This is a genomic window from Paenibacillus dendrobii, from assembly GCF_009807035.1.
GTDB lineage: Bacteria > Bacillota > Bacilli > Paenibacillales > Paenibacillaceae > Paenibacillus_AQ > Paenibacillus_AQ dendrobii.
This window is the reverse complement of record NZ_WUBI01000004.1, coordinates 310,854-337,305: the sequence shown is the minus strand read 5'-3', so window position 1 is coordinate 337,305 and position 26,452 is coordinate 310,854. Positions and strand designations below refer to the sequence as shown.

At 50.5% G+C, this 26,452-nt stretch carries 19 protein-coding genes; 7 read left to right on the top strand and 12 right to left on the bottom strand.

Annotation, left to right across the window (positions count from 1 at the left end; genetic code table 11):
* Positions 1-170 precede the first annotated feature (170 nt).
* The 8 genes from GRF59_RS22820 to GRF59_RS22785 form a co-directional block, all read right to left on the bottom strand.
* Positions 171-989 (bottom strand): carbohydrate ABC transporter permease, encoded by an 819-nt coding sequence (locus GRF59_RS22820; protein ID WP_160500017.1) that lies wholly within the window; start codon positions 987-989, stop codon positions 171-173.
* Positions 989-1,855 (bottom strand): carbohydrate ABC transporter permease, encoded by an 867-nt coding sequence (locus tag GRF59_RS22815; protein WP_160500016.1) that lies wholly within the window; start codon positions 1,853-1,855, stop codon positions 989-991. Before GRF59_RS22815 ends, GRF59_RS22820 begins: the two co-directional genes overlap by 1 nt.
* Before the next feature lie 27 nt (positions 1,856-1,882).
* Positions 1,883-3,106, bottom strand: a complete 1,224-nt coding sequence (locus GRF59_RS22810) for an ABC transporter substrate-binding protein (RefSeq protein WP_160500015.1) — start codon at positions 3,104-3,106, stop codon at positions 1,883-1,885.
* A gap of 328 nt (positions 3,107-3,434) precedes the next feature.
* On the bottom strand, positions 3,435-5,255 hold the full coding sequence (locus GRF59_RS22805; protein WP_202128843.1) for an ABC transporter ATP-binding protein: 1,821 nt from the start codon (positions 5,253-5,255) through the stop codon (positions 3,435-3,437).
* 73 nt (positions 5,256-5,328) lie between these two features.
* Positions 5,329-7,074, bottom strand: a complete 1,746-nt coding sequence (locus GRF59_RS22800; protein WP_160500013.1) for an ABC transporter ATP-binding protein — start codon at positions 7,072-7,074, stop codon at positions 5,329-5,331.
* A 215-nt stretch (positions 7,075-7,289) separates the two neighbouring features.
* The gene (locus GRF59_RS22795; protein ID WP_237391991.1) at positions 7,290-10,187 is read right to left on the bottom strand and encodes an S-layer homology domain-containing protein; all 2,898 of its coding nucleotides are present in this window, start codon (positions 10,185-10,187) and stop codon (positions 7,290-7,292) included.
* A gap of 378 nt (positions 10,188-10,565) precedes the next feature.
* Positions 10,566-11,567, bottom strand: coding sequence for a glycosyltransferase (locus tag GRF59_RS22790; protein ID WP_160500011.1), 1,002 nt, complete (start codon positions 11,565-11,567; stop codon positions 10,566-10,568).
* A 65-nt stretch (positions 11,568-11,632) separates the two neighbouring features.
* Positions 11,633-13,321, bottom strand: a complete 1,689-nt coding sequence (locus GRF59_RS22785; RefSeq protein WP_237391990.1) for a PucR family transcriptional regulator — start codon at positions 13,319-13,321, stop codon at positions 11,633-11,635.
* Between the two features lie 190 nt (positions 13,322-13,511).
* On the opposite strand from GRF59_RS22785, the gene ald reads away from it, so the two are divergent.
* Positions 13,512-14,639, top strand: coding sequence for an alanine dehydrogenase (ald, locus tag GRF59_RS22780; protein ID WP_160500009.1), 1,128 nt, complete (start codon positions 13,512-13,514; stop codon positions 14,637-14,639).
* Positions 14,640-14,722: 83 nt separating this feature from the next.
* On the opposite strand, the gene GRF59_RS22775 is transcribed toward ald, so the two are convergent.
* Both GRF59_RS22775 and GRF59_RS22770 read right to left on the bottom strand, forming a co-directional pair.
* A complete protein-coding gene (locus GRF59_RS22775) occupies positions 14,723-14,947 on the bottom strand; it encodes a cold-shock protein (protein ID WP_160500008.1) in 225 nt (74 codons plus the stop codon).
* 215 nt (positions 14,948-15,162) lie between these two features.
* A complete protein-coding gene (locus GRF59_RS22770) occupies positions 15,163-16,119 on the bottom strand; it encodes an alpha/beta hydrolase (RefSeq protein ID WP_237391989.1) in 957 nt (318 codons plus the stop codon).
* Between the two features lie 215 nt (positions 16,120-16,334).
* Here GRF59_RS22770 and GRF59_RS22765 point away from each other — a divergent pair, with 215 nt between their 5' ends.
* Both GRF59_RS22765 and GRF59_RS22760 read left to right on the top strand, forming a co-directional pair.
* Positions 16,335-17,165, top strand: a complete 831-nt coding sequence (locus GRF59_RS22765; RefSeq protein ID WP_160500007.1) for a methyl-accepting chemotaxis protein — start codon at positions 16,335-16,337, stop codon at positions 17,163-17,165.
* A 244-nt stretch (positions 17,166-17,409) separates the two neighbouring features.
* Entirely contained in the window at positions 17,410-18,249 is an 840-nt protein-coding gene (locus GRF59_RS22760; protein ID WP_237391988.1) for a lipoate--protein ligase family protein, read from the top strand.
* 24 nt (positions 18,250-18,273) lie between these two features.
* Here GRF59_RS22760 and GRF59_RS22755 read toward each other — a convergent pair whose 3' ends face one another.
* A complete protein-coding gene (locus GRF59_RS22755) occupies positions 18,274-18,978 on the bottom strand; it encodes a Na-translocating system protein MpsC family protein (protein ID WP_160500005.1) in 705 nt (234 codons plus the stop codon).
* 421 nt (positions 18,979-19,399) lie between these two features.
* On the opposite strand from GRF59_RS22755, the gene GRF59_RS22750 reads away from it, so the two are divergent.
* From GRF59_RS22750 to GRF59_RS22735, 4 genes are all read left to right on the top strand, one after another.
* On the top strand, positions 19,400-19,915 hold the full coding sequence (locus tag GRF59_RS22750; protein ID WP_237391987.1) for a cupin domain-containing protein: 516 nt from the start codon (positions 19,400-19,402) through the stop codon (positions 19,913-19,915).
* A 155-nt stretch (positions 19,916-20,070) separates the two neighbouring features.
* Complete coding sequence (locus GRF59_RS22745; protein ID WP_160500004.1) at positions 20,071-21,330, top strand: MFS transporter; 1,260 nt, start codon at positions 20,071-20,073, stop codon at positions 21,328-21,330.
* A 247-nt stretch (positions 21,331-21,577) separates the two neighbouring features.
* Positions 21,578-22,264, top strand: coding sequence for a response regulator transcription factor (locus GRF59_RS22740; RefSeq protein ID WP_160500003.1), 687 nt, complete (start codon positions 21,578-21,580; stop codon positions 22,262-22,264).
* A complete protein-coding gene (locus tag GRF59_RS22735; protein WP_160500002.1) occupies positions 22,257-23,555 on the top strand; it encodes a sensor histidine kinase in 1,299 nt (432 codons plus the stop codon). The genes GRF59_RS22740 and GRF59_RS22735 overlap by 8 nt, the downstream gene beginning before the upstream one ends.
* A 173-nt stretch (positions 23,556-23,728) precedes the next feature.
* Here the strand turns inward: GRF59_RS22735 and mprF are convergent, their stop codons facing one another.
* Positions 23,729-26,374: a bifunctional lysylphosphatidylglycerol flippase/synthetase MprF gene (gene mprF / locus GRF59_RS22730; protein ID WP_160500001.1), complete on the bottom strand. Its 2,646-nt coding sequence runs from the start codon at positions 26,372-26,374 to the stop codon at positions 23,729-23,731.
* Positions 26,375-26,452: the final 78 nt, after the last annotated feature.

Genomic DNA, 26,452 nt, shown 5'->3' with positions numbered 1-26,452 from the left:
GGGGGACGGCGGACGACACACGAAGCAGCGTAGAGTATGATTCGATGCCGAAGAAGCGGCAGCGAGCGGAGGAGTTGATTCGTTCTCGGGGCACCTTGCAAATGCAAAAAAGAGCATCCCTGCAGCCTAAAGACCACTGAGGGACACTCTTTTATTTAGCCAATGCCTGCCTATTTCACTGCCCCCTGCGTCACCCCATTGATGATCCACTTCTGCGCGAACAGATAGATGATGATCATTGGCAGCATCGCCATCAGGTACGAAGCGAACGCGAGATTGAAGTCGGTGTTGAACTGCCCCTGGAAAATGTACTGCACCAGCGGCAGCGTGTACATATTCTGGTCGCTGATAATGATCAGCGGGAGCAGGAAGTCGTTGTACGTGGAGAGGCAGATGAGAATGCCGACTGTGGCATTGATCGGAGCCATCAGCGGGAAAATAATCCGCCAGAACGTGCCCCAAGTGCCCGCCCCGTCCACCGTCGCCGCCTCTTCCAGCGCAACCGGAATCGAGCGGATATAACCGACATAGACAAAAACATTGAATGCTAGCGCGTACACCGTATGCAAGATCGTCAGACCAACCAGATTCGTCATATGCAGCGCCGAGGTCAGCTTGACGATTGGAAGCATGATGATCGGAAACGGGATGAACATTGCGCTGATAAAGTAGAAATACAGACCTTTAAAAAACTTCCGGTTCATATTCCGCGCAATGGCATAAGCAACCAGAGAGTTGGTCAGCAGCGTCAGCACCACCGTGCACAGGGTCACCAGCGCACTGTTGCGGAACGCCTGAAAGAAGTTCGTCATCTTCACCGCATTCCGGAAGTTCTCCCAGTGGAAGGTTGTCGGAATCGCGAAGACAGAACGCGTCATTTCCTCCGGATTTTTCAAGGCTATCGTAATTGTCATATACAGCGGGAACAAAATCAGAATCGTTCCGATGGCAATCAGACCCAGGACGAGCCAGTTCGTTTTCGTTCGCATTACATATCCGTCTCCCTTCCCTGAAGGAATTTAAGCTGCAGTACCGAGATGATAGCAATCACGATGAAATAAATGACCGAGTTCGCGGACTGGTAAGCAAATTCCCCGCCCTGGAAGCCGCCGGTATAGATCAGATGCGAAATCGACTGCGTCGCCCGGCCCGGTCCGCCACCCGTCAAGGCAATGATCTGGTCGAAGACCATCAGCGAGTTTTTCATCGCGAGCACCATGTTAATGGTGAAGAACGGCGCAATTAGCGGGAACGTGATTTTCCAGAATTCCTGCCAGCGGCTGGCCCCGTCCAGATTGGACGCTTCATACAGCGAGGTCGGGATGGTTTGCAGCCCGGCCAGGTATAAAATCGTGTTGAACGCAATCCCCTGCCATACCGCCACAATGACGATCCCGATCCAGGCCAGATGCTCATTGCCGAGTATGTTGGTCGAGAAGGCGCTGACTCCTAAGTTTTTGCCCCAAATCGTAAAGACGTTCGAGAACAGATAGTTGAAAATGTACCCGACGATCAGCACGCTCAGAATATTCGGCAGAAAGTAAATGCCGCGGAAAAAGTTTCTGAACTTGATCTTGGCATTGAGTCCGAGCGCAATCAGCAGGCTGAGTATATTGATCAGGATCGTGGTCACGATCGCGAATTTAAAAGTGAACCAATAGGCGTTGCCCACGTTGTTATCCGTGAAGATGTTAATGTAATTCTTAAATCCGACAAAGTCGTAATGCTTGCCGAAGCCGTTCCAGTTCGTGAACGAGTAATAAATACCCTGTAGGGCCGGCAGCGTCATGAATATGAAAAACAAGATAACGGCAGGCACGGTCATCCAGTAAAAAGCCGTGAGTCGCTTCGTCATTCTTCCTTCCTCCTTTGATCCGTGCGTTTATTTGCGGCTTTGCACCTTATCCCACTCACGGTCGAGCGTCTGCAAATAGCTATCGATGTTCCGGTTCTGCAAAAATCCCTGTACGATCGAGTTCAGCTGCATCGCGGCAGGCAAATAGTGGTCCGCAAAATCCAGCACCTTGCCCTTCTTCAAATACGGCTGCAATTCGGCAACCGCCGGGTCGTCTTGATTCACGCCTTTGACAGCGGCAAATGCCGTCTGCTCCTGAATGTATTGCCCGATATTCTCCGGTTCGAGCAGGAAGGAGACGAACTCTTCCGCTTCTTTTTTGTGCTTGGTATCCTCCGAAATAGCCAGCAGCGAATCTACCCCGGAGATCAGCTTGATCTTGTCCGGGTCGTTGCCGGTCGGGAATGGGAAGAAGCCGATATCGGCTTTCGGATTCGCTTTGCGGATCTCCGGAATCGCCCAGCTGCCCTGGATGTACATCGCGGCCTCGCCTTTGGCGAAGGCACGGTTGCCGTCGGCGTAATTTTTGCCGAAGTTATCTCCATGGCCGTAGTCCAGCAGCTTCAGCTGCTTTTCCGCCACCTCGCGGAATTTGTCCTTGAACGTGACCTTTCCTTCCCGCAGCTGCTTGAAGAAATCAATGCCCACTAAATTCGGAGCCAGCGCATTAAACGGAAGGTTCGTCTGCCAATCATCCTTGTATGTAAAATAAAAAGGGATTTTGCCGTTGTCCTTCACCTTCTGCGCCGTTGCAATCAGCTCGTCCCAGGTCTTCGGAACGGTCAATCCCATTTCTTTGAACATGGCCTTGTTATACATGATGCCGTTGGCATTGGTTGCATACGGAACCGCAGTCACTTTATCCATGCCGGTGATGTCCTTCAGCATTTGGATATAATTTGGTTCAATGTTGTCCAAGAGCTTGCTTTGCGTCAGGTCGGTAAATATGTCACTCTGTGCGAGGATGGAATACGTATCGGTCGCGCCGAGGGCAATGACATCGGGGATATCGTTCTTGACGACGCGCGTCTTGAGCACCGTTTCCGCATCAGGCGGGTTGATCTGGCTAACCTCGATGCCCGGATGCGTCTGGTTGAATTTCGCGATCAGTTTGTCAAAAGAACCTTTTGCTTCCGGTTTGTTCTGAAAAAATTCGAGCTTGATCTTTCCGTCTGTCCCGTCGCCGTTTCCGCATCCCGACAGCATCGAAACGAACAAAACGCAGGCGAGCAGAAGTCTTCCCTTTTTCATGCTGGACCCCCCTAATCTTAAAATTCCCATATACAGCATCATGAGTAGCTGATGATCCGGAAGCGATACCTTGGATCATTCTATATAAATAGCTTCTGTAATTAAGAAATACCCTTTACGAAAACGTTTTAAACGAACGATCTCATGCCAAAAACTATGTTATACAGGTATTATTTTCTTATTAGGGGAGGATTAAACGACCTTTTTGGGAAACCAACCCGGCAAGCATTTTGGGGTCACGGCGAAGTACGTATCTTAGCGATCTATTGGATGCAGACAAAAAAAAAGACGCCCGCGAACGGGCGCCTTTCTTGCCTAACTTGGTTCACTATGAAGTCCGGGGAACGGAGGCGATATCTACCGTACTCTCCAGATTCTTGAATTGACTCTCAAACATGCGGGCATAGAACCCTTTTTGCTCCATCAGCTCTTCATGGCTGCCCTTCTCAATGATTTCCCCATGGTCGATAACCATGATTGTATCGGCATCCCGAATCGTATTCAGCCGATGTGCAATAATGAAGGTCGTTCGTCCCTGCATCATGTGGAGCAACGCGTCCTGGATGTGCAGTTCCGTACGGGTATCGATGCTGCTTGTCGCTTCGTCCAGGATTAAGATGGATGGCCTTGCGAGCAGAACGCGCGCGATGGCCAACAGCTGGCGTTGTCCCTGACTGAGATTGCCGCCATTCTCGGACAACACCGTGTCATACCCTTCCGGCAAACGCCGGATGAATACATCTGCATTCGCCATAGCCGCCGCCTCTTTCACTTCTTCGTCCGTCGCCTCGGGCTTGCCGTATTTAATATTCTCCTGGATGGTCCCCGAGAATAAGTACGTGTCCTGCAGAACGAATCCGAAGCTTCGGCGGAGGCTGTCCCTCGTATAGTCCCGGATGTCCGTCCCGTCGATGCGAACAGAGCCGGCGGTAACATCATAAAACCGCGTCAGCAGGTTCACGATCGTCGTCTTCCCCGCCCCTGTCGGACCCACCAGCGCCGTACTGCTTCCGGGCTTCGCAGTAAAGTTGATGTTGTTCAAGATCGGAACTTCCGGTCTGTACCCGAAGCTGACCTGGTCGAACACCACTTCGCCCATAACCTGATCCAGTACTTCCGCACTCTTGGAATCCTCAGGCTCCTCCTTCTCATCGAGCACTTCGAAGACCCGCTCCGCTCCGGCAACGCCGGATTGAAGCAAATTATAAATATTGGCCAGATCATTCAGCGGCCTTACGAATTGACGCGAGTAACTGATAAAGCTGGCGATAACGCCAATGGTAATCAGGCTTTTAACCGCGAGGACCCCGCCTACCAAAGCAACGGCAGCGAATCCGATGTTGTTGATTACGTTCATCATCGGCATGAGAAAACCGGAGCGGATTTGCGCTTTCAAACCTACATCGAACAGCTTCTGATTTACCTTTTCAAATTCGGATATCGCTTTATCCTCATGGTTGAAGGCCTTGACCACTTCCATGCCCGAGATGCTTTCTTCAATATGGCCGTTCAGCATCCCCAGCTGTACTTGCTGCTCCTTGAACAGCACTTTGGTCTTCCGTGTTACGGTACGCGTCAGCACGAATAGAATCGGCACGGTAATCAGACTCGCAAGCGTCAAGATCGGACTGAGTATCAACATCATGACAAGCGAGCCCACGATCGTAATGGCGCCGGACATCAATTGAACGGTCGATTGCGAAATCGTTGAGCTCACATTATCGATATCATTCGTAAGCCGGCTCATCACCTCACCATGGGAACGGGCGTCGAAATAAGCCACAGGCAGTTTTTGGAGCTTCCCGAAAAGAGCTCTCCGCAAAGAGGCTACGATCCTCTGCGAAATGCCGGCCATCAGCCAGCCCTGCAAAAACGTCAATAACGCATCAGTTACATAAGCCGAGGCCAGGACGATAATGAGGATCTGAAGCAAGCTGAAGTTCACTCCTCCGCCCAGTGGCGACATGGCGTCAATGGATCGGCCGATCAGGTACGGACCCAGCAGGGTCACGGCCGCATCCACCACAATAAACGCCAGAATGAGTGACAGCAGTCTCCGCTCTTTGCCGAAATACCCCCATAACCGCCGGAGCGTTCCTCCAAGATTCTTGGGCTTCCCGCCTGCACCTCTGCCCATGGTTCCTCCCATCGGACTGCCCGGTCTTCCGCCAGGAGACGCTGCACCTTGAGGTAGAGGAGCTTGCTTCTGTTCACGCGCCGGATTATTCTGCGTCATTCGGCTGCATCTCCTTTCCCATCTGGGATTTGTAAATTTCCTGGTACACGCGGCAGGTCAGCATAAGCTCTTCATGCGTTCCGCTGCCGGCCATTTCCCCGCGGTCCATCACGACGATTTGGTCGGCATCCATGACGGAGGTGATCCGCTGCGCAATCAGAATGCACGTCAGCCCCTTGGCATAGGTGCGCAGAGCTTCCTTGATCCGCCCTTCCGTTGCTACGTCCACCGCACTCGTGCAGTCGTCTAGAATCAGAATTTCCGGCTTTCTGACCAGCGCCCGGGCAATGGAGAGCCGCTGTTTCTGTCCGCCGGAGAAGTTTACGCCGCCTTGGCCGATCCGGCTGCCATAGCCTTCCGGAGAAGCCATGATGAATTCATGTGCTTCCGCCATCCGCGACGCCTGCACAAGCTCCTCCTCCGATGCATCCTCCTTGCCCCATCTCAGATTGTCCGCCACCGTACCCGTAAAGAGCATGATTTTCTGCGGGACGATCGCGATGGAATCCCTAAGCTGCTTCGGATCCACCTGACTTACATCCACACCATTCACTTTCACTTTGCCGGAAGTCGCATCATAGAATCTGGGGATCAAGTGAACCAGCGAGGTCTTGCCGGAACCTGTTGAGCCGATAATGCCAACCGTCTGTCCCGGCAGACAGGTCAGCGTAAAATCGCGGATCACCGGATCTCCCGCGGAGCCTGCATAAGCAAAGCTGACCCGTTCGAAATCGATCCGCCCGCGTTCTCCGGTAAAAGCCTCTGCTTTCGCGCCCCCGCCCGGCATACCGCTGTCCTCCACCATGACTTCTCCGATCCGTCCGGCGGATGCCTTGGCCCGCACAAACATATTGAATACGTTCGAAATCATCATCAACGCGAACAAAATCTGCGTCATATAGTTGATGAACGCGATGATGCTGCCGACCTGCATCTGGTTATTGTCAACTCTAAGCCCGCCGAGCCAAAGGACAGCAATGATGCCAAAATTAACGACAAGCGATATCCCCGGCCCAAATACCGACATGACCCGCATGGAAGTCATCGAACGATCTGTCAGCTCATCATTGGCTGATTTAAATTTATCCACTTCATAGTCGAAACGGTTAAACGCCTTTACGACGCGCACACCGGACAGGTATTCCCTCATGACGCCATTCACGCGGTCAAGCGCGCGCTGTACGCGGATAAAGAACGGAAAGCCGATCTTCATGTTCATCACAATGAGAACCGCTACGACAGGTACTACAATGGCAAGGACCACGGATAGATGAATATCGAGCCGCAAAGCCATGATCAGGGCACCAATCCCCAGCAAGGGCGCTTTTACGAAAAAACGCATGAGACCGTTCATAAAATTCTGCACCTGCGTCACATCATTGGTCAGGCGCGTGACCAGGGAAGCCCTGTCAAAGTGGTCCATGCGCTCAAACGACAGCGACTGGATTTTACGGAACAGATCCGATCTCAGCTCTGCCCCGAAGCGCTGGGAGACATGGCTGGAAATCACGTTGCGGATCGATGCTGACAAGGCGCCAATTCCTGTGACAAGCAGCATGAGCCCGCCTAAAGTAAAAACCTTGTTCATGCTTCCCGTTGCAACACCGTCATCAATCACCTTTGACATGATCGTGGGTTGCAGCAGGTCGCAGAAGGCCTCCAGCATCAGGAACAACACCGCAATGGCAAACATTTTGCCGTACTTCCGGATATATTTGCGAAGAAAGGACATCGATGGACACACCTTTTGTTATCAAATTTGGCTATAATTGCGAACCTATATGTATTTTAATACATATTTACTTATCGAGATTACTCCCATTTTATTCAGAAGTCACGAATTATTATAAGGGAATATCTTTCTAAACCCAATCATTGTATATCGTGGATATACATAAAAAAGCGTCAGGAATCTCCTGACGCTTTTTTCTTCAAACTACCGATGAGCTATGATCTGTTCGTATAGAATTTCCAAATGCTGCACATGTCTTTCAATGCTTCGATAAGCGCCTCTTCCGCCGCATCATTGTTGTTATAGATCTCTCTCGCAGTTTCAATAGAGTGTTTATCCGCATCACTCAATATTAATACGTTCTCGAGAGATTCAACAGCAAATATCGTTTCGTTTAGAGCTTCTCTCAGAGTTGGCAGCGTTATAGTTACTACTTTCGTATCGGATTCTTGCCCTACCGTGACCTTTACGGTTGCGCGATATTGAATTGGCTCACCCGAGGTATTGAATTGCAACAATTTAATCTCATTGCTTGCTGCATCAAGCTCCAAATACACTGTATCTTGCACCGTAACCGGTTCAAAATGAATGATCTCCAGCTCCGCTTTTTCATTCATTTCCGAATTGGTTAAGTACACCGAATCGCCAACCGTCGTTAACCCAGGAACAACAACATGGTCGTTCACTTTTTGAAGTTCGTTCTCTAAAGTCGTGTTAGGAATATCCGAACCCTCTTCAGGAAGAACTCTTACTTCAACCCATGGACTCTCTATCAACCCCGGGCTGATAACCGATACGTATATCGTTTCTCCCAGTGGATAAAAGTCCAAATCTTGTATGATTGCAGTATCACTGCTTTCTGCTACAGGATCGGAGTAGAAGACAAATTCATCATGATAAAGCTTCACTTTGTCTCCTGGGAACAAACCTTTTACTGTTAAAGTGTCATGCGGTCCGACATTGTTCACCGCGGTAATATTGTTCAGTTCGGGAGCTGCGCTTATATTAGAATATTCAGGAAGTTCATGCGTTGGAGCCACCGATGTCAGCTCATTCTTATCCTGAAACTGAATATCTGAGCCATTTACCACCATATTAAATACATTCCAATATAATTCATCGCCATATCCGACAGGAATGTGATAAATCTTCAGCGGTGTTGCCGAATTCCCCGAGTATACTTCTACTTTTGCATTCGAGTTACGCAATGTCTGCGTACCATCGAAATTCCCGGAATAATTATGCACGTAGAAGGTATACGTTCCATCAACCGTTTTACGAATCGTCGTTGTCTCTGGCCCATAGGAATCTACATCGTCATGATCCAGGTCTGCATACAGCTTGTCGCCATAGTAGTATTGTTTGCCGCCGTACCATGTATGGAAGCTATGCTGGTTTGGTGTAGGTCCAAGCAAGTGAGAATCCTCATCTCTTGGTTTTTCTCCCCAAGTCAACACAATGCGAAGTTCGTCTGCCGCCGGTACCTTGATCGCCGTTGCATCTTGATCCGGGTTATAGCGGTCAGTTAGCGAAACGCCAACCACATACGTTGTGATAAATCCAGCCTTCACCAGTTCGCCTGTATAGATGCCTGGTGGAACGACAACCGTGTACTTTCCTTCTGCATCGGTTACGACGGTGGCTGCAACGTCACCGCTGATCGCGCCTACGCCTTTGCGGAATTTAATCGTCATGTTGGCAACGGGCAGATCATTTACATCCGTGATCGTACCCCCGAAGCCATACACTGCTGAAGGAACGGATGGTGTGCCGCCTCCTGAATTCGAACTTCCCCCTCCGCCAGAGGTTGTTCCAGAAGTATTTCCAACCGTTCTTCCATTAACCGTCGCCTGCACATTACCGCCAACGACAACATTGCCTGGAGTCTGGGCAATCGTTACACCGGAAGCATTAATCGTTGCCGTACCGATACTTCCCGTGCCCGTGACATTCGCTATGGCATTCAAAATCATCGCGTTAACGCTTGTACCCGCCGCTAATTGAATATCAGCGTGACCGGCAGATGATGCAACATTCAATGCTTGAATGGAACCGGATGTCAGGTCCACACGAATGGAAGTGGCAATCACATCAACCGTTTCGAAGGTTCCGGCCAATGTAATCAGTGAATTTGCAGGAAGCTGATCCGACAACGATACATTGCCAAAGCCGCTGCCTGTGAGATTGGACTCTTCCAATCTTGCACCGGATTGCAGTGTAATCTGCTGGACAGAAGTCGCGCCTTCCGTGACTATGCGAATGCTGCCATCTTTTTTATTAACAATAACCGTAACCAGAACGGAGTCTTCAAAGTGAACACTATTCTTGCCGCCGCCGTTTACCGTAGTCGTTCCTTTTACAGTAACTCCTTTGAGGAAAACATCTCCCTCGCCAATTCCCTCACCCAGAACCAGGTTGCCTTCAATCACTGTGTTCTGGAGTGTTACGCCCGGTGCGTTAATTTTCACAGAGCCTTTTACGGTTTCTGTACCGGATGCTGGTCCGTACACGCCTGCCTTGTTATAAGACACGGTATAAGTGTCCTTTAACTTGGAGGCCCGATCCAAAACGCTAACTGCCTCTGCTCTGGAAGCGGAATCGAGTGGTCTGAATTTTTGATCTTGCCCGTTCATGAGACCGGCATCAATGACTGCCCCCAACGCTCCCTTGCTCCATACAGGACTATTTTTCGTATCAGGCAAACGATCCGCGGTGTCCGATGGACTCAGTTTGAGCAAATTCGCTATGATAACCGCCAATTCCTGACGGGATACTGCATTATTGGGTTTGAACGTTTGGTCTGTGTAACCCTTCATATAGCCCGCTGCCACTGCTTTTGCAACGTCTTGGTTAAACCAGTTTGAAGACTTCACGTCCTTAAATGTAACATTTGACGTTTGTTGAAAATCAAAAGACTTATTAATAAGTACTGCTAATTCGGCGCGGGTAATCTTGCCGTTCGGCTTCAATGAACCGTCCTCGAATCCAGAAAGGTAGCCTTTTTGCTGCCACTCCTTCAGTACGCCTTCTGCCCAGTGCCCTTGGATGTCATTTACTGTCTTTGCTGGCTGAGCCTCTGCCTTTGTCTCTGTGGAAGCGAAAACACTGCTCAATGCAACAACATTAAGGCAAACACAGAGGACTAAAATAAATAACTTCTTATGTAGTGAACTTTTCCCCTTCAAAACAACAACCCCTCCAATAATTTTCATGCCAAAACACTTCTGTCACTATAATACTTTTAGATCATCCCCTTTATAGTTATATTTTACTAAAATATAGAGATTCATAGTGTATTATACCCCCTTACCCAAATGTTGGGAATCACTTTTTTATCAATATTTGTTACTTTAGATCGAATTAGGAAGCAAAATGCAAAAAAACCTAGCAACATCCAGACAAAAACATCCCAAATTAGTGAGCGTTTTGTCGAAATAGTTACCAGGTCGATTTCTTCATTTCCTGCCGATTTTAATAGCTATCTTCCAGCATCAATCTCTAAGCCACTGATCAAAAAAGTTCTTATACCCTTCCTTCATCACCCGGCTGGAAAATTGGTCAAAAGCATAATGCCGGTTATCCATCGAATACGATTTGGGCGATGCGGCAGCCATGTTCACCAGCTCGAACCAGTTCTCCTCGTTTCCTGAAAAGGAATGGCGCGCATTGATGTGACGGTAGCAGGGATGCTCCGGTTTGACGATGATTTTGCCCATTGCGAGTGCTTCGGTCAGCGGCATGGCAAAAGTATCAAACCGCGAGCAGCTCCAATAGACTTTGGCCGAGTTCATCAGCGCGAATATCTCATCCTGGCTCAAAGCGAACTGCAGCCGTACATTATCCGGAATATCATATTTCTTCATGCTTTCCCGGTAGCGCACGCCGCCGAAGACCATGAACACTTCCTTGTCCGGGTTTTGCTTTGCATATTTCAGCACCAGATCCGGCCGCCTGTTTTCCTCGTCACGCCCGATCCATAGAATGCGGTTCTCCACAACCTGTGCCGGGTCAAAATGCTTTTGCGCCAAGCTTTCGCTGAAGCCGATCGGAATGACGTTCACGTCGGTGACGCCAAAGTTCCGGGCAAACTCCTCTTTCAGAAATTCCGTTTGTACGATCGCTTTGTCCACCATTTGGTAAAAGGGCTTCATCATTTCATATCCCGTCAACGCAGGATCGGGAAAGCTGTGGGGAAAGAGCACGCTTTTCTCCAAAAACATTTTCAAGTAGGTGAAGCCTGAAACCGTGTAGATGACATGCTCGATGTTATTTTGATAAATCTGATCCAGCACAATATCATAATTCACCAGATCTCCCTTTTCGTGCTCATAGCCCGGCACCCAGTCATATCCGCTTACATGGCGCTCCGGAGAGATGAACACGATGTCCACGCCTAATTCTTCGCCGATGGCTTTCAGGCGGTCCGCAAAGACGCGGGGGCCCTGATTTTCGCTAAATTGGATCTTGCGCATGATCAAACCGACTTTTTTCATTGGTTATTCATCCTTTATGCTCTCAACGCAGTTATTTTCAAAACCAAATTGATTTCATCAAATGTTCAAGACAGTAGCGGCAGCGCGAGCAGCGCCATTTCCAGGCATACCCGTCGACTTGGCTCCAAAAAATCCTCGCCCAAAATTTCCGTAAGCTTATCCAGCCGGTTGTACAGCGTTTGCCGGTGAATGAACAGTGCCTTGGCCGTATCGTTTTTGGACCCCATGCATTTCAAATACATATCGAGCGTCTGAAGCAGATGGAGATGATGCTCCTGATCATAGGCCATCAACGCTCCGAGCTGATCCTGAATGAAGGACCCCAGAGCCTCCGCAGGTATGGCCTTAAGCAAGCGGTACACCCCGATCCGGTCGTAAAAGAGCCCTTCCTGCACCAATGCTGCCGAACGTGATATTTCCAGCACCTGCTCCGCTTCCTTAAAGCTCTTATGCATATCCGTCATTCGGGTGCGCATCAGTCCAAAGCCAGCATGAAGCCGGAACATTGGCGCTCCCGCACCCGGTAGCTGCATACGTTCCACGATTTTGCGGATCGTCTGCTGCAGGAGTGCCGTCGTATCTTCTCTTGCTGCCTTATCGCGCGCGCATAGGATATAAATCCGGCGGCCTTTCTGCATCAATAAATTGTGAAGGGCATGCTTTTTTAATAACGCGCGCAATCTGACCAGAAGGTCCTGCTGATCCGACTCTATTTTATCCCGGTCCAGGTCCCCTTCCTCGGCACTGTACTCCGTTTCGATCATCCCCGCCGCAAACCATATCTCTCCCTGCTTGGCAGGCCGAAGCCCCATACGCGCCCGCGCCTCTTCCTCATCCTCCATCTGGTGATTCAAAAGATCCTGAATAAGCTGATTTTGGTCCCGCAGCATTTTTTCTTCAAGAAATAGCATCCTAAGAAGAAGTGACGCCAGCGATTTGGAAGTATAGTCAAGCAGCAGCGTGATCCGGTCCTGGGCTTGTTGGCTTGAAATGACCAGTCCGACATGCGCCAGCGTTTGTCCGAGACAAATGACCGGCTGCGTCAGCAGCAAACGGTTCTGGGGCAGCACGAAGGTGCCCGCCTCCTGCTGGGCCGATTCGCTGGTTTCCACCTGGTGCCTGTACAATACGGTGACTTCTTCTGCAGAAGCGGCGGAAATTCCGCGGGGGACAAATTTATTCGTATCTACGGTGGAATGGTACACAACTTGCTGTCCGGTGTATTCATATAATACATGGAGAACGGCGTTAACGTCGGTGCTTTGAAGGGTAATTTGCTGCAGTCTGCGCGAGTAAGCCTCCAAATCCTTCAGCATCTGATGCTGCTGGTTAATCAGCAGGCCGTGAATGTCCTGGGTAATTTCCACATAACGGACAGGCTGCTCAAATACAATGAGAGGAAAATTCGACGCATCCGCAAGCTCGATGATCTCGCTTGGAATGTTCTCGATGCTCGTTCCGAGCTCAACGCACAGCCCCGCGGCTTCCTGGCGTATAAGCTGCTGCATATAGGACAGGCGTTCCTGTTCATAATGACGAAGCCAGAGGCCGGTGGTTAGAATGAGATCGTTTTTTGTTACAAAAGGAGCCACATTCGTGATTTCCAGTATGTGGACCCAACCGACTTTATGGCCGGTGCCGCCCGCGCCTGCGATCAGCCGGGCTCTTTGAAATACGGGGCGCTCCAGCACGTCCCTGACGTAAAGCGTAAACCCGCCCATAGCCGTCACATCCCTCAGGTTTAATGGAGACATTATAGAAGGTTGGCGGGCCATTTTCAATACAGATTCCGGTCCCTCCAGGCTGAACATTATGTCCTGTCATGTGATCTATTTCATTGACAAGACGTATGATGCAGCGCATACCAATCGATTGTAAACTTTTAATATATGGAGAAAAAATACAAAATGTCGTTTCTTAATATGAATGAAGAGGTGATCTGTCATGAACATCGGAATACCAAAGGAAATTAAAAATAATGAGAACCGCGCCGCCGTTACCCCGGCAGGAACCTTGGAATTTGTCCAGCATGGGCACAAAGTGCTCGTAGAACACAACGCCGGACTTGGAAGCGGATTCACCGACGAAGAATATAAAGAGGCCGGAGCCGTCATTATACCAGATGCCAAGGAAGTATGGGAGCAGGCGGACATGATCATGAAGGTTAAGGAGCCTCTGCCAAGCGAATACGGTTATTTCCGTAAAGGGCTCATTCTCTTCACGTACCTGCATCTGGCCGCTGAGCCGGAACTGGCTAAAGCTCTCGTTGCATCGGGCGTACATGCCATCGCTTATGAAACCGTAAATGTGAACGGAACGCTGCCGCTGCTTACGCCGATGAGTGAAGTGGCGGGACGCATGGCCGCTCAGATCGGTGCGCAGCTGCTGGAGCGTCCGCATGGAGGCAAGGGCATTCTGCTGTCCGGTGTTCCCGGTGTGTCCAGAGGCAAGGTAACCATTATCGGCGGAGGCATCGTGGGCATGAATGCCGCCAAGATCGCCACCGGACTTGGTGCGGATGTCACGCTGCTGGATCTGAGCATTCCGCGCCTTCGCCAGCTGGATGAAATATTCGGGAATCAGATCAGTACCTTGGTATCCGCTCCCGCTAATATCGCCAAAGCCGTCGCCGAAACCGATCTTCTCATCTGCGCCGTGCTCATTCCGGGAGCCAAGGCACCTCGTCTGGTCACGGAGAACATGGTCAAGACCATGAAACCCGGATCGGTGATCGTCGACGTAGCCATTGATCAGGGCGGTGTGGTCGAAACCATTGACCATATTACCACCCACGACAATCCAACTTACGTGAAGCACGGCGTAGTCCATTATGCCGTTGCGAATATGCCCGGCGCGGTACCGCGCACCTCGACGCTTGCGCTCACCAATGCCACGATGCCGTTTGCGCTTAAGCTCGCGGACACTGAGCTCCAGCAGCTCCTGATTGCCAATCCGGCCATCCGCAGCGGTGCCAACGTCCTGGGCGGCCATGTAACCTATGAAGCGGTAGCCCGCGACCTTGGTTACGACTATATACCGGCCGAGAAAGCTCTTAGCAAAGTCACGATTTAAGTGCATGATTTTATTTCAAGCAGCATAGAAACAGGGCCTCTTTCCCAGAGGCCCTGTTTCTTATTTCATATGATGGCGGACATCTAAATTAATGTGCCCTTCTTCAGCATTTTAATAGGATGGTCATTCACGACCAATGGCAGAATCTTCGTACCGCTGACCATGGGTGAGCTGCAGTGCGCGCACAAGGGTTCCTGCTCGAAAGCAAAATTATCCCTCATCCAGCCGTTACAGTCCTCATTGGAGCAAGACCAGATCGTCGTGTCCGCCTCAGGAATTTCCTCAACCGCTTTTTTTCCGAAGTACATCGCAATCCCGTCCTCATCCTGTATTTTCGCAGCATCCCAGCTGTTTCCTTAGTATGGCCCGGAAACGCTGAATTATGTTACCAAGACTGAACGAAGTTGTCTGCCCTTATCCCTATGAAATGCTGCGTGTTAGGGAGGGTATGTCTTATCTATATTCCATTAGGTGCTTAAAAATTGCATTTCTTCCATACAATCTGCAAGAAGGATGCAAGAAATTATTGGACGAACCTGCCGATAAACGCAGAAACCACCTGCTCATATTTCACCGGGTCCATGCGGTAAGCCTCTCCGTGCCCGGCTTTGGGAACGATATATAGCTCCTTTTCGACCGGGCTATTCTCGTACACCTGATGGACCATTTCCGTCGGTACGAACGTATCATTGTCCCCGTGAATGAACAGAGTCGGGGTTTTCGATTTTTTGATCTGTTCAAGTGCGGAAGCCTCCCCGAAAAAGTATCCTGCGCGCATTTTGGTTAACAGGCTTGTGGTTTCCACGATTGGAAACGCGGGAAGATGATACATCCGCTTCAGCTGAAATGTAAGCTCGTCTTTCACTGACGTATAACCGCAATCCTCTACGATAGCTTTCACATTAGACGGCAGGTCTTCGCCGCTGGTCATCATTACGGTCGCACCACCCATGGAGACACCATGGAGAACCATTTGCGTGTCTGCTCCGTTGACGTCCAGAACGCGCTGAATCCATTTGACAATATCCTTGCGCTCCGGCCAGCCGAATCCGATATAATTGCCATCGCTCTCACCGTGTCCCCTGGCATCCGGAAGCAGAATATTGTATCCCAGATCCTCATGATACATTCTGGCGTAGCCGCTCATTTGCGTGGCATTGCCAGAGTAACCGTGTGCGATAATGACCGTTTTATCGGAAGGCTTGGAAGCCGCCAAATAATACCCCTTCAAGCGAATGCCATCATCCGAATCCATCTCCCACCGGTCAAAGCTTTGATGGTTCCACCAATCGTTGTCCGCTTTCGAGGTATCTTTCGATTGTTCCACTTCAGGACTGGCCTGCAGATCGGGACTTCCGTTTAAAAAGTCTTTCGAAGCACGCGCAACAGCCACATGGTAAAAATAGAAGCTGGCCGACGTAATTACGATCAATACCAGCACAATAAAAGAAACGCCGCCTATCATCATCTTTTTCTTCAAACTCTTCTCTCCCATGTAAAATTCAGACAAATAAATTCCACTTAATAATTTAATATACCATATATTCTGCACCGAACCATCTTGAAGCCTGTAAACATCTGGATGTCACGATTCCCTCACATTTCGCAGGATTTGCGACGATATATTATGTAGTGAATCAACTAACCGATCACAATTCCATTTTATACAAAACAATTGGGAGTCAGGTGTAAAAGATGAATATTCTGGATGTAATTATCGCTGCGATACCTTATATCAAACAGATCACGGGCGGGAATATCATGATTGGCGTTACGGACCGTGAGAAGTTTCTATTGTACGAGCCATCGAATACGATCGATTTCGGGCTCAAGGCAGGCGATCCGATACCGGAGGAAGACGCAAACTTAAGAACAGCCCTTGCCGGGCACCGGTCTTCTACGCAGCTTCCGGCTGAGATCTACGGCCACCGCATATTGGCTGCTGCCATTCCGGTCGTTGATGATCAGGGGCAGGTCGTGGGTACCCTCGCAACGGCGCAAAGCTATGAGAACCAGGAACGGCTGGAGCAATACATGGGGCGGATTGAAGACATCTCCAACCGTTTGGTGGAAATGGTGCAAAATGTGGCTGCGCATTCCGAGGAGTTGTCTGCCACGAGCGAGCATATTCTGGACAACTCCAAAAATGCCGTGCAGGAATCTTCGAATGTCAACAAGACCATCGATTTCATCCGCAATATATCGAGCCAGACGAATATTCTGGGCCTGAACGCCTCTATCGAAGCGGCCCGGGCAGGGCAGCTGGGAGCAGGTTTCAATGTTGTCGCCAAGGAGGTCCGCAAGCTGTCTGAGGATACCAAGCGGGCAACGCTGCAAATCTCCGAAACACTGGGGAGCGTGCAGCACTCCATCCGGCAGATGGAAACGGATTTCACTCAGATCGCTTCCTCTTCCCAAGAACAGGCCGTGCTGGTTACGGAGTTCATGGATGTGATCGAGCAGTTAAACCGTACAGGAGAGGACATGAAAAAGTTCGTCAGCCAATTGATTACGGGTCAAGTCTGATCCTAGCGCAAAACCGGGAAGCCCGTAAGTGGCAGTCCCGGTTTTTTTTGGATAGGAGTACATCTCTACTTCGTTTCCATGTATTGTTTCCCTTCACCAAAGTAAGCCCGCCATCATCTTTTTTTGCCATCCTAGCCACCGGGAAATCACATGTGGCATAATCAAAAGAGAAATGCGATGAATAACGATGATTTTTTTGCATTCATGTATGAATGAAATGATACCCGAAAAGGAAGCGATTCACATGTCCGAAGTAATCAACGACGTATTCGGCTCCATGCTTATCCTGGACCGGATGAACGCTCACACCGAACAGGATGCATTATATCCCTTCGCGCTGGATGAGCTACTGTGCAAAGAAACTGGACTAGGCGGACCGTCTGTGTGCCACATTTGGCAGCAGCCACGTTCCTTTATCATCGGTCTTCGCGACAGTCGTCTGCCGGGAGCTGCTGAGGCGAGAACCTGGCTTGAGTCCATGGGATATCGTACCGCGGTCCGAAACTCAGGCGGAGCAGCCGTTCCGCTCGATCTTGGAGTCGTTAACCTGTCCCTGATTCTACCGAAACAAGGAGCAGGCGACGAACGCTTCCGCAGCGATTTCGAACGGATGTACGGTTTGATTCGAGAAGCGCTGGCTCACACCGGCTTCGAGGTGGACAAGGGTGAAATTGCGGGCGCGTATTGTCCCGGAGACTTTGACCTCAGTATCGGCGGTCGCAAATTCTGCGGCATCGCGCAGAGACGTCAGGCCCATGCCTTTGTCGTGCAGGCGTTCGTGATTGCGGCGGGCTCGGGGCAGGAACGGGCACAGCTCGTAAAAGAGTTCTACGACCGTGCAGGGGCGGGTGCCCCTGCGGCGGATTATCCGCAGGTGGAGAGCCGCAGTACCGCCTCCCTGGAAGAATTGACCGGACTAGGACCGCACGCGGCGGAGCAGTTCGCCAGTGCCGTCAAAGACATCATCCGCAGCCGGCAAACGGCGGAGGGTACTGCGGCTTCAGCAGCACGTCTCATACTGCCGGGCAGCCGTGAAGTCGCTGATATGGCAGAGCAGCTCAGACGGCGTTATACTTCGGGATGACACGCAAAAAGCCCGCACGGCCGGTCAGCGGTGCGGGTTCAGTGCAAGCACGAGAATACTTTTATCCAATGTGTAATTCCAATCGATGAAGCAATCGCTAATGCGGGTTGGCAGCAGTTCCTCAAGGATATGACTTTTTAATACATATTCCTTTTCCAGCTTGCGTTTCACGCGTTTCAAGGTATCTCCCTGCCCCAAGCGGATCATCTCCTGCTCCATCGGCAGCAGAACACCGTTACGGACCACCAGGAGAGTGCGCGGGTTCATCTCGTAAGAATCGGTGGTGCACGGTGCTTTTTGCACATGGGCACTAATCCTGTTCAGCTCCGCCTCGATCTCCTTCCTGCAGTTGTACTCCGTTGAGATGAAGTGAGCATGACAGACCGGTTCCCGGCTTATAATCATAATCATCCCTGTTTTCTGTTCCAGGTCCCAATCGTAATAGCACTCCTCCATGCTTACGCTGCTCATATCCTGCAGATACTGCAAAATTTCCGGCATAACCGCCAGCATCAGCTTGTCCCTGGTCTCCATCACGAGCCCCTCTTGATGCTGTTCCAGCAGTATCTTTTCCGTCGGAGTCATAAAATTACGCAAATAAATGGTTATAAACGTACTGCCTGTGGAAACCACAACCGACTCTGGTCCCTTGCCGAAGTGGTCCCTTAATAGTTTGCCAGTATAACTGGCGATAATTTGCTGAAATGATTGATTATGTAATTGGTCCATTGAATTTGACCCGTTCCATGGTCTGTTAGCACGATCTGAAGGCATGACCCCAAGGTTGCCGTATTATCTGGAAACGAATCCTTCTTTCCCTCCTGATTACGAAGTAGCGGGCGGGCCATCACCCTGTTTGCCGGACTATTTGGCCGGAAACGTCGGGCCTTTAAACAATAAAAGGCCTAACATTCCCTTAACATATGAAGAGAAGTTAGGCCATGAAAGTGACTTTTATCCAAGGGATATATTCATTCATTTACCCACATATTATCCAGTTATTAATATTCCACATGCATTATAGCACAAGTTTCATTATAAAAAAAAGAGCCCTTCGTTCCATTGGGTTCAAGCCCAGCATAAACGTGCATTTAACAATCAGAAATTCGCACCATTTTATACCTACTTTGGTTTATATGGAGGGATTACATTGAACGGAGCGGATATCAACACCTATTATTTTAAGGATGACGGAAAGATACCGGGCAACCCCCGTTTGCCCGTGATGGTGTACAAAGGTGTACTTCGGGACGAGCCTATGGAGACCGAGAGCATCTTCAATCAAAACGGCTGGCTGAACAGCTGGAAAAACGGCGTATTCAGTTACCACCACTATCACAGTATTGCACACGAGGTCCTGGGCGTTGTCAGCGGCTCGGCCGTTCTGCAGCTGGGCGGAGAACGCGGACAAAAGTTTGAACTTGCTGCCGGAGATGTGGTCGTATTGCCCGCTGGCACCGGTCACAAAAAAATCTCCGCCACTTCAGACTTCAGTGTTGTCGGGGCTTACCCGGGCGGCATGGACTATAACTTGTGTACCGGCGAACCGGATGAGCGGCCGCGCGTACTTGAGGACATTCGCAACGTACCCCTTCCCGGCACCGACCCGCTGTATGGTGCACGCGGACCATTAATGGATGCCTGGACTCCGTCCAAAGACCGATAGTAACATCATTCCTGCGCCGTTATCGGAATAGGGGATATCGTTGTAAACTGTTACTAAATAAATGAAATCGAGATTTTCCATCAGATTGTTCACCTTCGAGAATCCACGTAAATCGAATACTCCCAAAAATAAAAAAGAAATGAGGATTACCCCGCATGGAACTCTTCCGCAATTCCATATTCGTCAGAATGTTTCTGGCTGCATTCGCTTCGCAGCTTGGCACCATGGTCGGCACCATGGCATTCGCCTTTTACCTGATCGACCGTTTCAGCAATCAGCCTACTTATGCCACAGTCGCCGAGATGATGTACTCGCTCCCGACCCTGGTGGTGTTCCTGTTCATCGGCGTGTTGGCCGACAGGCTCGACCGCAAACGCATCGCCGTACTAAGCGACTGGATCCGTGCCGGTTTGTCGCTGGTTCTGTTGTTGGCTGTACATGAAGACTGGATCGTCGCCGCTTTTGCCATTTTATTTTTGCGGAGCGCCATCTCAAAATTTTTTGCCCCAGCCGAAATGAGCCTGCTTCAGGGCATTATGAAGCCGGAGCAATATGTTCAGGCCTCCAGCCTGAATATGTCTATCATGGGTATCTTCATGCTGTTCGGCATGAGTATGGGTTCTGCTGCTTATTACTACTTGGGCATCGAAGGTGCCATTATCATCGACACGGTCAGCTTTATTATTTCTGGCCTTCTCCTCGCGTTTTGTCATTTCCCGCTCCATGTTCGCCAGCCAAACGGCAAAGCAAAGCTGAAAGACCTGAACATGAAGAGCATCCTTACGGACTTCGGCTCAGGCTTCAAATATATCGTCCGTAACCGGCTGCTGCTCGCGATCGTTCTTGGCTTCTTCTTTTTTGGCATCGTGAATGGCGTGTTCTCGATTCTTCCTCTCTTTACCATGAAATACAAACTAAGTCCCGACCACTATCAGGTATACACCCCCCTGGTGATGGTATTTCTCGGCATCGGTTACCTTATAGGCAGCGCGATCAGCACACCGCTCATCAAAAAAGTCGGCAAAGTCACAGTGCTGATTACCGGCCTCTTCCTCGTCGGTATCCTGACGATCATATTAGGCAGCTTCGCCTATATTCAGCTGTATCTGGGCATAGCGGTGCTGCTTGGCATCATCCTTGGACCGATTAACGTTGTGCTGGGCGGATGGATGCCGGAACTTGTGGAACCACAGAGTATGGGCCGGGTCAGCGCTTGGATCGAGCCATTGTCCACGACCGGTCAGGCGCTGGCGCTCGGATTCGTCGCCATCTTCTTCCCTGCCCTGGTATCGGTAACGGCACTTTACTGGATCCTGGCAGCCAGCATTTTCATTGTAAGCGTATATTACCTCATGGTGCTGCCTTCGCTGAACCGCAGACACCAACATGAAGCGAAGGTCGAAATGCCCGGTTAATACCGGGCTTTTTCATGATTGACATGGCCTCAGGACAGATACAATTATTTCATTGCCGATCAGGGACGGAATTTGACATTCACCGCAAAATGTTTATTTTTAGATATCAGGGATATATAAACGCCCGAGGATTTCCAATCCCGATATCGCAAGAAGATAAACTTCCGCTGCATGCGGCTTGTCCCCTTTTGTGTACGTCGATAGACGTTCTTATACAAGGGAATAAATATCAAGAGGTGAAACCGGTATGCGACTCCTGGTCATCGAGGATGATAAACATCTGTCCGATACGGTATGCGAAACAACCCGCGACCTGTTTGAGGCCGAGCAGGCTTTTGACGGGGAAGAAGGCTTATATATGGCGGAACAGAACATTTACGACGTCATTATTCTCGATATTATGATGCCTCACATGAACGGATACGAGGTGCTTGGCGAGCTCCGGCAAAAGGGCATTGCAACCCCGGTGCTGATCCTGACGGCCAAGGACGGGATCGACGATAAAATCCGCGGCTTTAAGACGGGGGCCGACGATTACCTGGTCAAGCCCTTTCACCGCGAAGAGCTGCTGCTGCGGCTGGAGGCGATTTTGCGGCGCTCGGTCGGCGGGTTCAAGGAAAGTACGCTCATGTTCAAGGACCTCAAGCTAAACCTCAAAAGCCGCGGCGTCCAGATCGGCGGGGAATCCGTGCTTCTGAACGGTAAGCAAATCGACCTTCTCGAATATCTGATCAATAACAAAAACATGATTTTGACCAAGGAACAGATTTTCGATCGCATCTGGGGCATGGATTCCAGCACGTCCAATACGGTTATCGAGGTATACATCAGTAATCTGCGCAAGAAATTCAAATCCTTTGGTTATGACAAATACATCAAGACGATCCGGGGCATGGGGTACATGCTGTCCGAAAATGAGGATGACCATGAATAAGAACAAGGTCATTCGCAGCCAGCAGCTGCGGTTTATGGTCTATACCCTGATTGCGTTCACCATCCTCTTCGGCATCTTCGGTACGATTATTTTCGGTCAGATCAAGACGACACTCTATGCCAAGACGGACACGGATTTGAACAGCTATAAAATGATGATTGAGTCCGGCGGTAGAGGGACGAATAACGGCACGAGCCCGGACAAGGACCCCATCGCGGACAAGAACGGCTTCCCTCCCCCTATCAAGAACGGCCGGCCGGAGTTCAATCCTAGGGTGACGCCCATTCAGTGGAGCAAAGAAGGAAAAATTATGAATATTCATCAAATCGGCTTTAATGAATCTCTTTTCAGCGACCTGAAATTCGACCCTTCCACCATAGGCGTCATCACGAATATAAAAGTCCATAATATATTTCATTACCGAACGATATCCATTCCCCATCCGACGCAAACGGGTACTTATGTTCAGCTGATGGTCAATGTCGACTCCGAGCAAAACCTGATCGATAATTTTAAACGGATTATTATCATTTGCTCGATTATCTTCATCCTGTTATCCATCACTGCAAGCTTCATACTGTCCCGGAAAATGATGAAACCGATCATCCGCTCCTGGGACAAACAGGTGGAGTTCGTGGAAAACGCCTCACATGAGCTGCGGACCCCGCTGACGATCATCCAGAACAAACTGGAGCTGCTGCAGACAACGCCGGAGAAGCGAATCATCGATACCTTCGAGAATATCGCCCTCTCCCTGTCCGAAACAAGGCGGCTATCGCGCTTGACGACCGACCTATTGACGCTCGCCAGAGCGGACTCGACCGAGACGCAGCTCGAAAAGCAAACCATTGATTTGGACGAATTCATTCACAAGGTTTGCAGTCCGTATGCGGAAATTGCAGAACTTTCCGAAAAGCATATGTGGCTGAAGCTTCACAGTAAAATCCGGCTGGAGGCCGACCCTGCAAGACTGCATCAGTTGCTGGTGATTCTGCTGGACAATGCGCTGAAATATACTGGAGAGCATGACAGCATCGGCATCAGCACCTTCGTGAAGGAGAATAAAGTCTTTATTGAGGTCAGCGATACCGGCATTGGTATCAGCGAGGCCGGTCTAAGCCGCATCTTCGACCGGTTCTACCGCGAAGACCAGGCGCGCTCGCGTGAAAGCGGCGGATCAGGACTCGGACTGTCGATCGCGCAGTGGATCGTTGACAGCCATCATGGCACCATTCAGGCGCTCCATAATCAGCCGAAAGGCATCATTTTCCGTATCCGGCTTCCGAAATAAGCCTCATTATTCTCCCAATCGAGCCGTCTTGTTTAGCCCAAACGGGCATGAAGACGGCTTGGGCTGTTCTTATAACCTAAGCCATACTTCCTTCCTCAGATCCAAAGAAAGAGCAGTAGGCACAAGACCATACGAAGTATAGTCCCAGCCCCTGCTCTTTTTTCGTCCATTTCTCACTTTCTGTTCTCCTGTACCCGCTTCGATACGAGCCTAACCAGATCCATCGTGAGCACGGGCAGCGATACCCATGCCGGATAAGCCAGGAAACGCGGCTCCCACTCCGGCGCAAACTTTTCCTTATATCTGCGAAGGCCCTTGAATCCATACCAGTGTCCGCCGTATTGGAACACCAGCGCAGCCAGTTTCTCTTCGCGCAGCGCGCTTTTGCTCTCCCCGACGCTGGACAGCGGCGCGTTGCCAAGGTTAAAGATTTCATATCCCTGCTCCTTGCACCATTCAAGCAGCTTAACAAACAAATAATCCATCGTGCCGTTAGGGGTACCACTTTGATGCCGCATCAGATCGATAGACATCGTCCGGCCTTCATCATATCCTGGCGCAAGAGAGGCAAACGCAAGGATGCTGTCCTCGGGATTCTTCAGCAGGGCTATCGGAGCCTGCTCCAGATATGACTTATCGAACCATCCCAGCGAAAAGCCCTTTTCCCGTCTCCCTTTAATCCATTCGTTGGATACGGATCGAAGCTCTTCCAGAAGTGAATCATTGTACGGCGGATGAACTACCTCAAATGCATAGCCTTCGCGTTCAAACCGGTTGCGGACACTTCGCAAATCGGTAGCCTTTTTGCCGCTTAGGGTGAAATGGTCCAGAGGGATCAACGCCTCTTCCCCCAGCTTAAAGAAACGGTATCCGTACTCATGATAGATGGGCAGGTAATCCGGCGTCGCCTGATAGAAAACCACAGCCATCGCGTACTGATCGGCGTAATGCTGGAATTCACCGATCGCGTCAGGCACCAGCTTTACGGGACCCAGCGGATCACCCAAAACCACCAGCTTGTCCCTTGCCTTCGCATAAGGTATGAGTACACGTTCGTCCTGAGCCCAAAAGAAGCTTTTATCTCCCGTAAACAGCATATGCGTCAATAAGTTGCCCTGATTGTTTTGGAGGAATGCCTTCAGCTTCTTAAGCTCTTCCGGACCTGCGGCGGCAGCCATCTTACGGTTGGGACGGAGCAGCAAAAGCATCGTCAGCAGCAGCCAGGCTCCAGCAAGTCCGATCAACGCCGTTATGGCGTATGGCCTTGGGCCAAACATCCAGTGGATGCGGTCGGCCGTAGGAAGGTGCCTGAGCCAGCCGTGGTGAACATGGCTTCCGATCCAGAAATAGATTGCCGCAATGACCGCTGACAGGACATACCAGAGCAGATAGCTCCGCACATCCACCACGGCCCCTTTACGATAGAACCGGGAGCGCGACATCCACAGCGCAATACCGACAATGAGCAAAAAAATCGCTTCTTCAAAATCGAATGCCTTGGTAAATGTAAAGATAGCGCCCGCAAGCAGCAGTACGCCCGTCCATACATAGGCCCTGTGGATCCGAAGCGATATGCCCCGCGAAAGAACGATCAGCATAAAGCCGATAATGACCGAAATCAGATGGGATATGCGCATGATCGGCATGGACAATATCTCCTCGGTCAGCTTCAGACGGTACAACAAGCCTGGCGTAGCGGCCGAGAGCAAAAGCACCAGTCCGCTCACCAGCACCAGCTTGCCAAGTGCCCATACGCCGAGATCACTCAAAAAGCGATACTGGCCCGGCCAGCGCCACAGCCTCTGCCATACATTCAAAGGAAACTCCGGCCCCTCGTCCACCTTGTCCCCGGCACGTTTGGCCGCGCTGCCCAGCTCGAAAGCCGACATGATCAGTCCGATCAGCCACGGCACAATATAGTAAAACAAACGGAACAGCACCAGTACCGCCATTGCGCGGTCAGAGGGAAATCCCAGCTGCTCCAGTCCCAAGAGCACGGTCAGGTCGAAGGCTCCAATACCTCCAGGCGCCATACTCAAAATCCCGGCAATAGCAGCTACCGAGTACATACCGATCACTTCGCGGAAGGATACGTCATGCAGGATGCTGCTGGCAATCAGCCAGAAGGTCACCCCTGCGCAGGCCCATTCTAACAGCGACGCACTGAGGGACACGCCGACGGTTGTCCATGGCGTTCTTCCCTCTCCGCGGTTGAACCATTTCGCGAAGAGCGAGGATCTCTGCATCAGTACAAAGAGGGGCAAATACAGCGCCATCCCCCATACCGCAAAGATCAGCCACCGGTGTTCCGCAAACAAATCTCCCACGGAAAATACTCCAGCGATAATGCCCCAGGATAAAATTGAAAGCCCTGTAACGACGACCGGCGATAGAAACACGACCGCGGAAGCCATCAATACCGGCGATATCCCGCTTCTTTTATATAAAATCGTCCGGAGTCCGGCTCCGGTCAATCCGGCAAATCCAATAATGTTATTAAACGTGTTGGCGATCCAAGCGTATCGGAACGTACTCCAAAATCCAACCTTTAGCCGGAAGTGGTGGCGGATCATAAAGTCATAGAGGCTCATGACCGCGATCGAAAAGAGGGAAAACAGAAATATTTCCACAACAGCTTCGACCGGCAAGCGGCGCAGCTCGCCAAACGTGCGGCCGAGAGAAACCTGACGCAGCTCCTTCTGGCCTTCCCAGTAGACCAGCCCGATGACCGCGATCGGTATCAGCAATCGGACGGCTTTAATCCGGTATATGGAAGCCAGGATACGGAATATTTTGTACCGCTCCAGCCTTTCCTTCATGCCATGCACCCTCTCACTTGTAAAGATTGGAACTAAATTCCCTTATTATCCTAACATAAAGCTTGGATGATACAAATG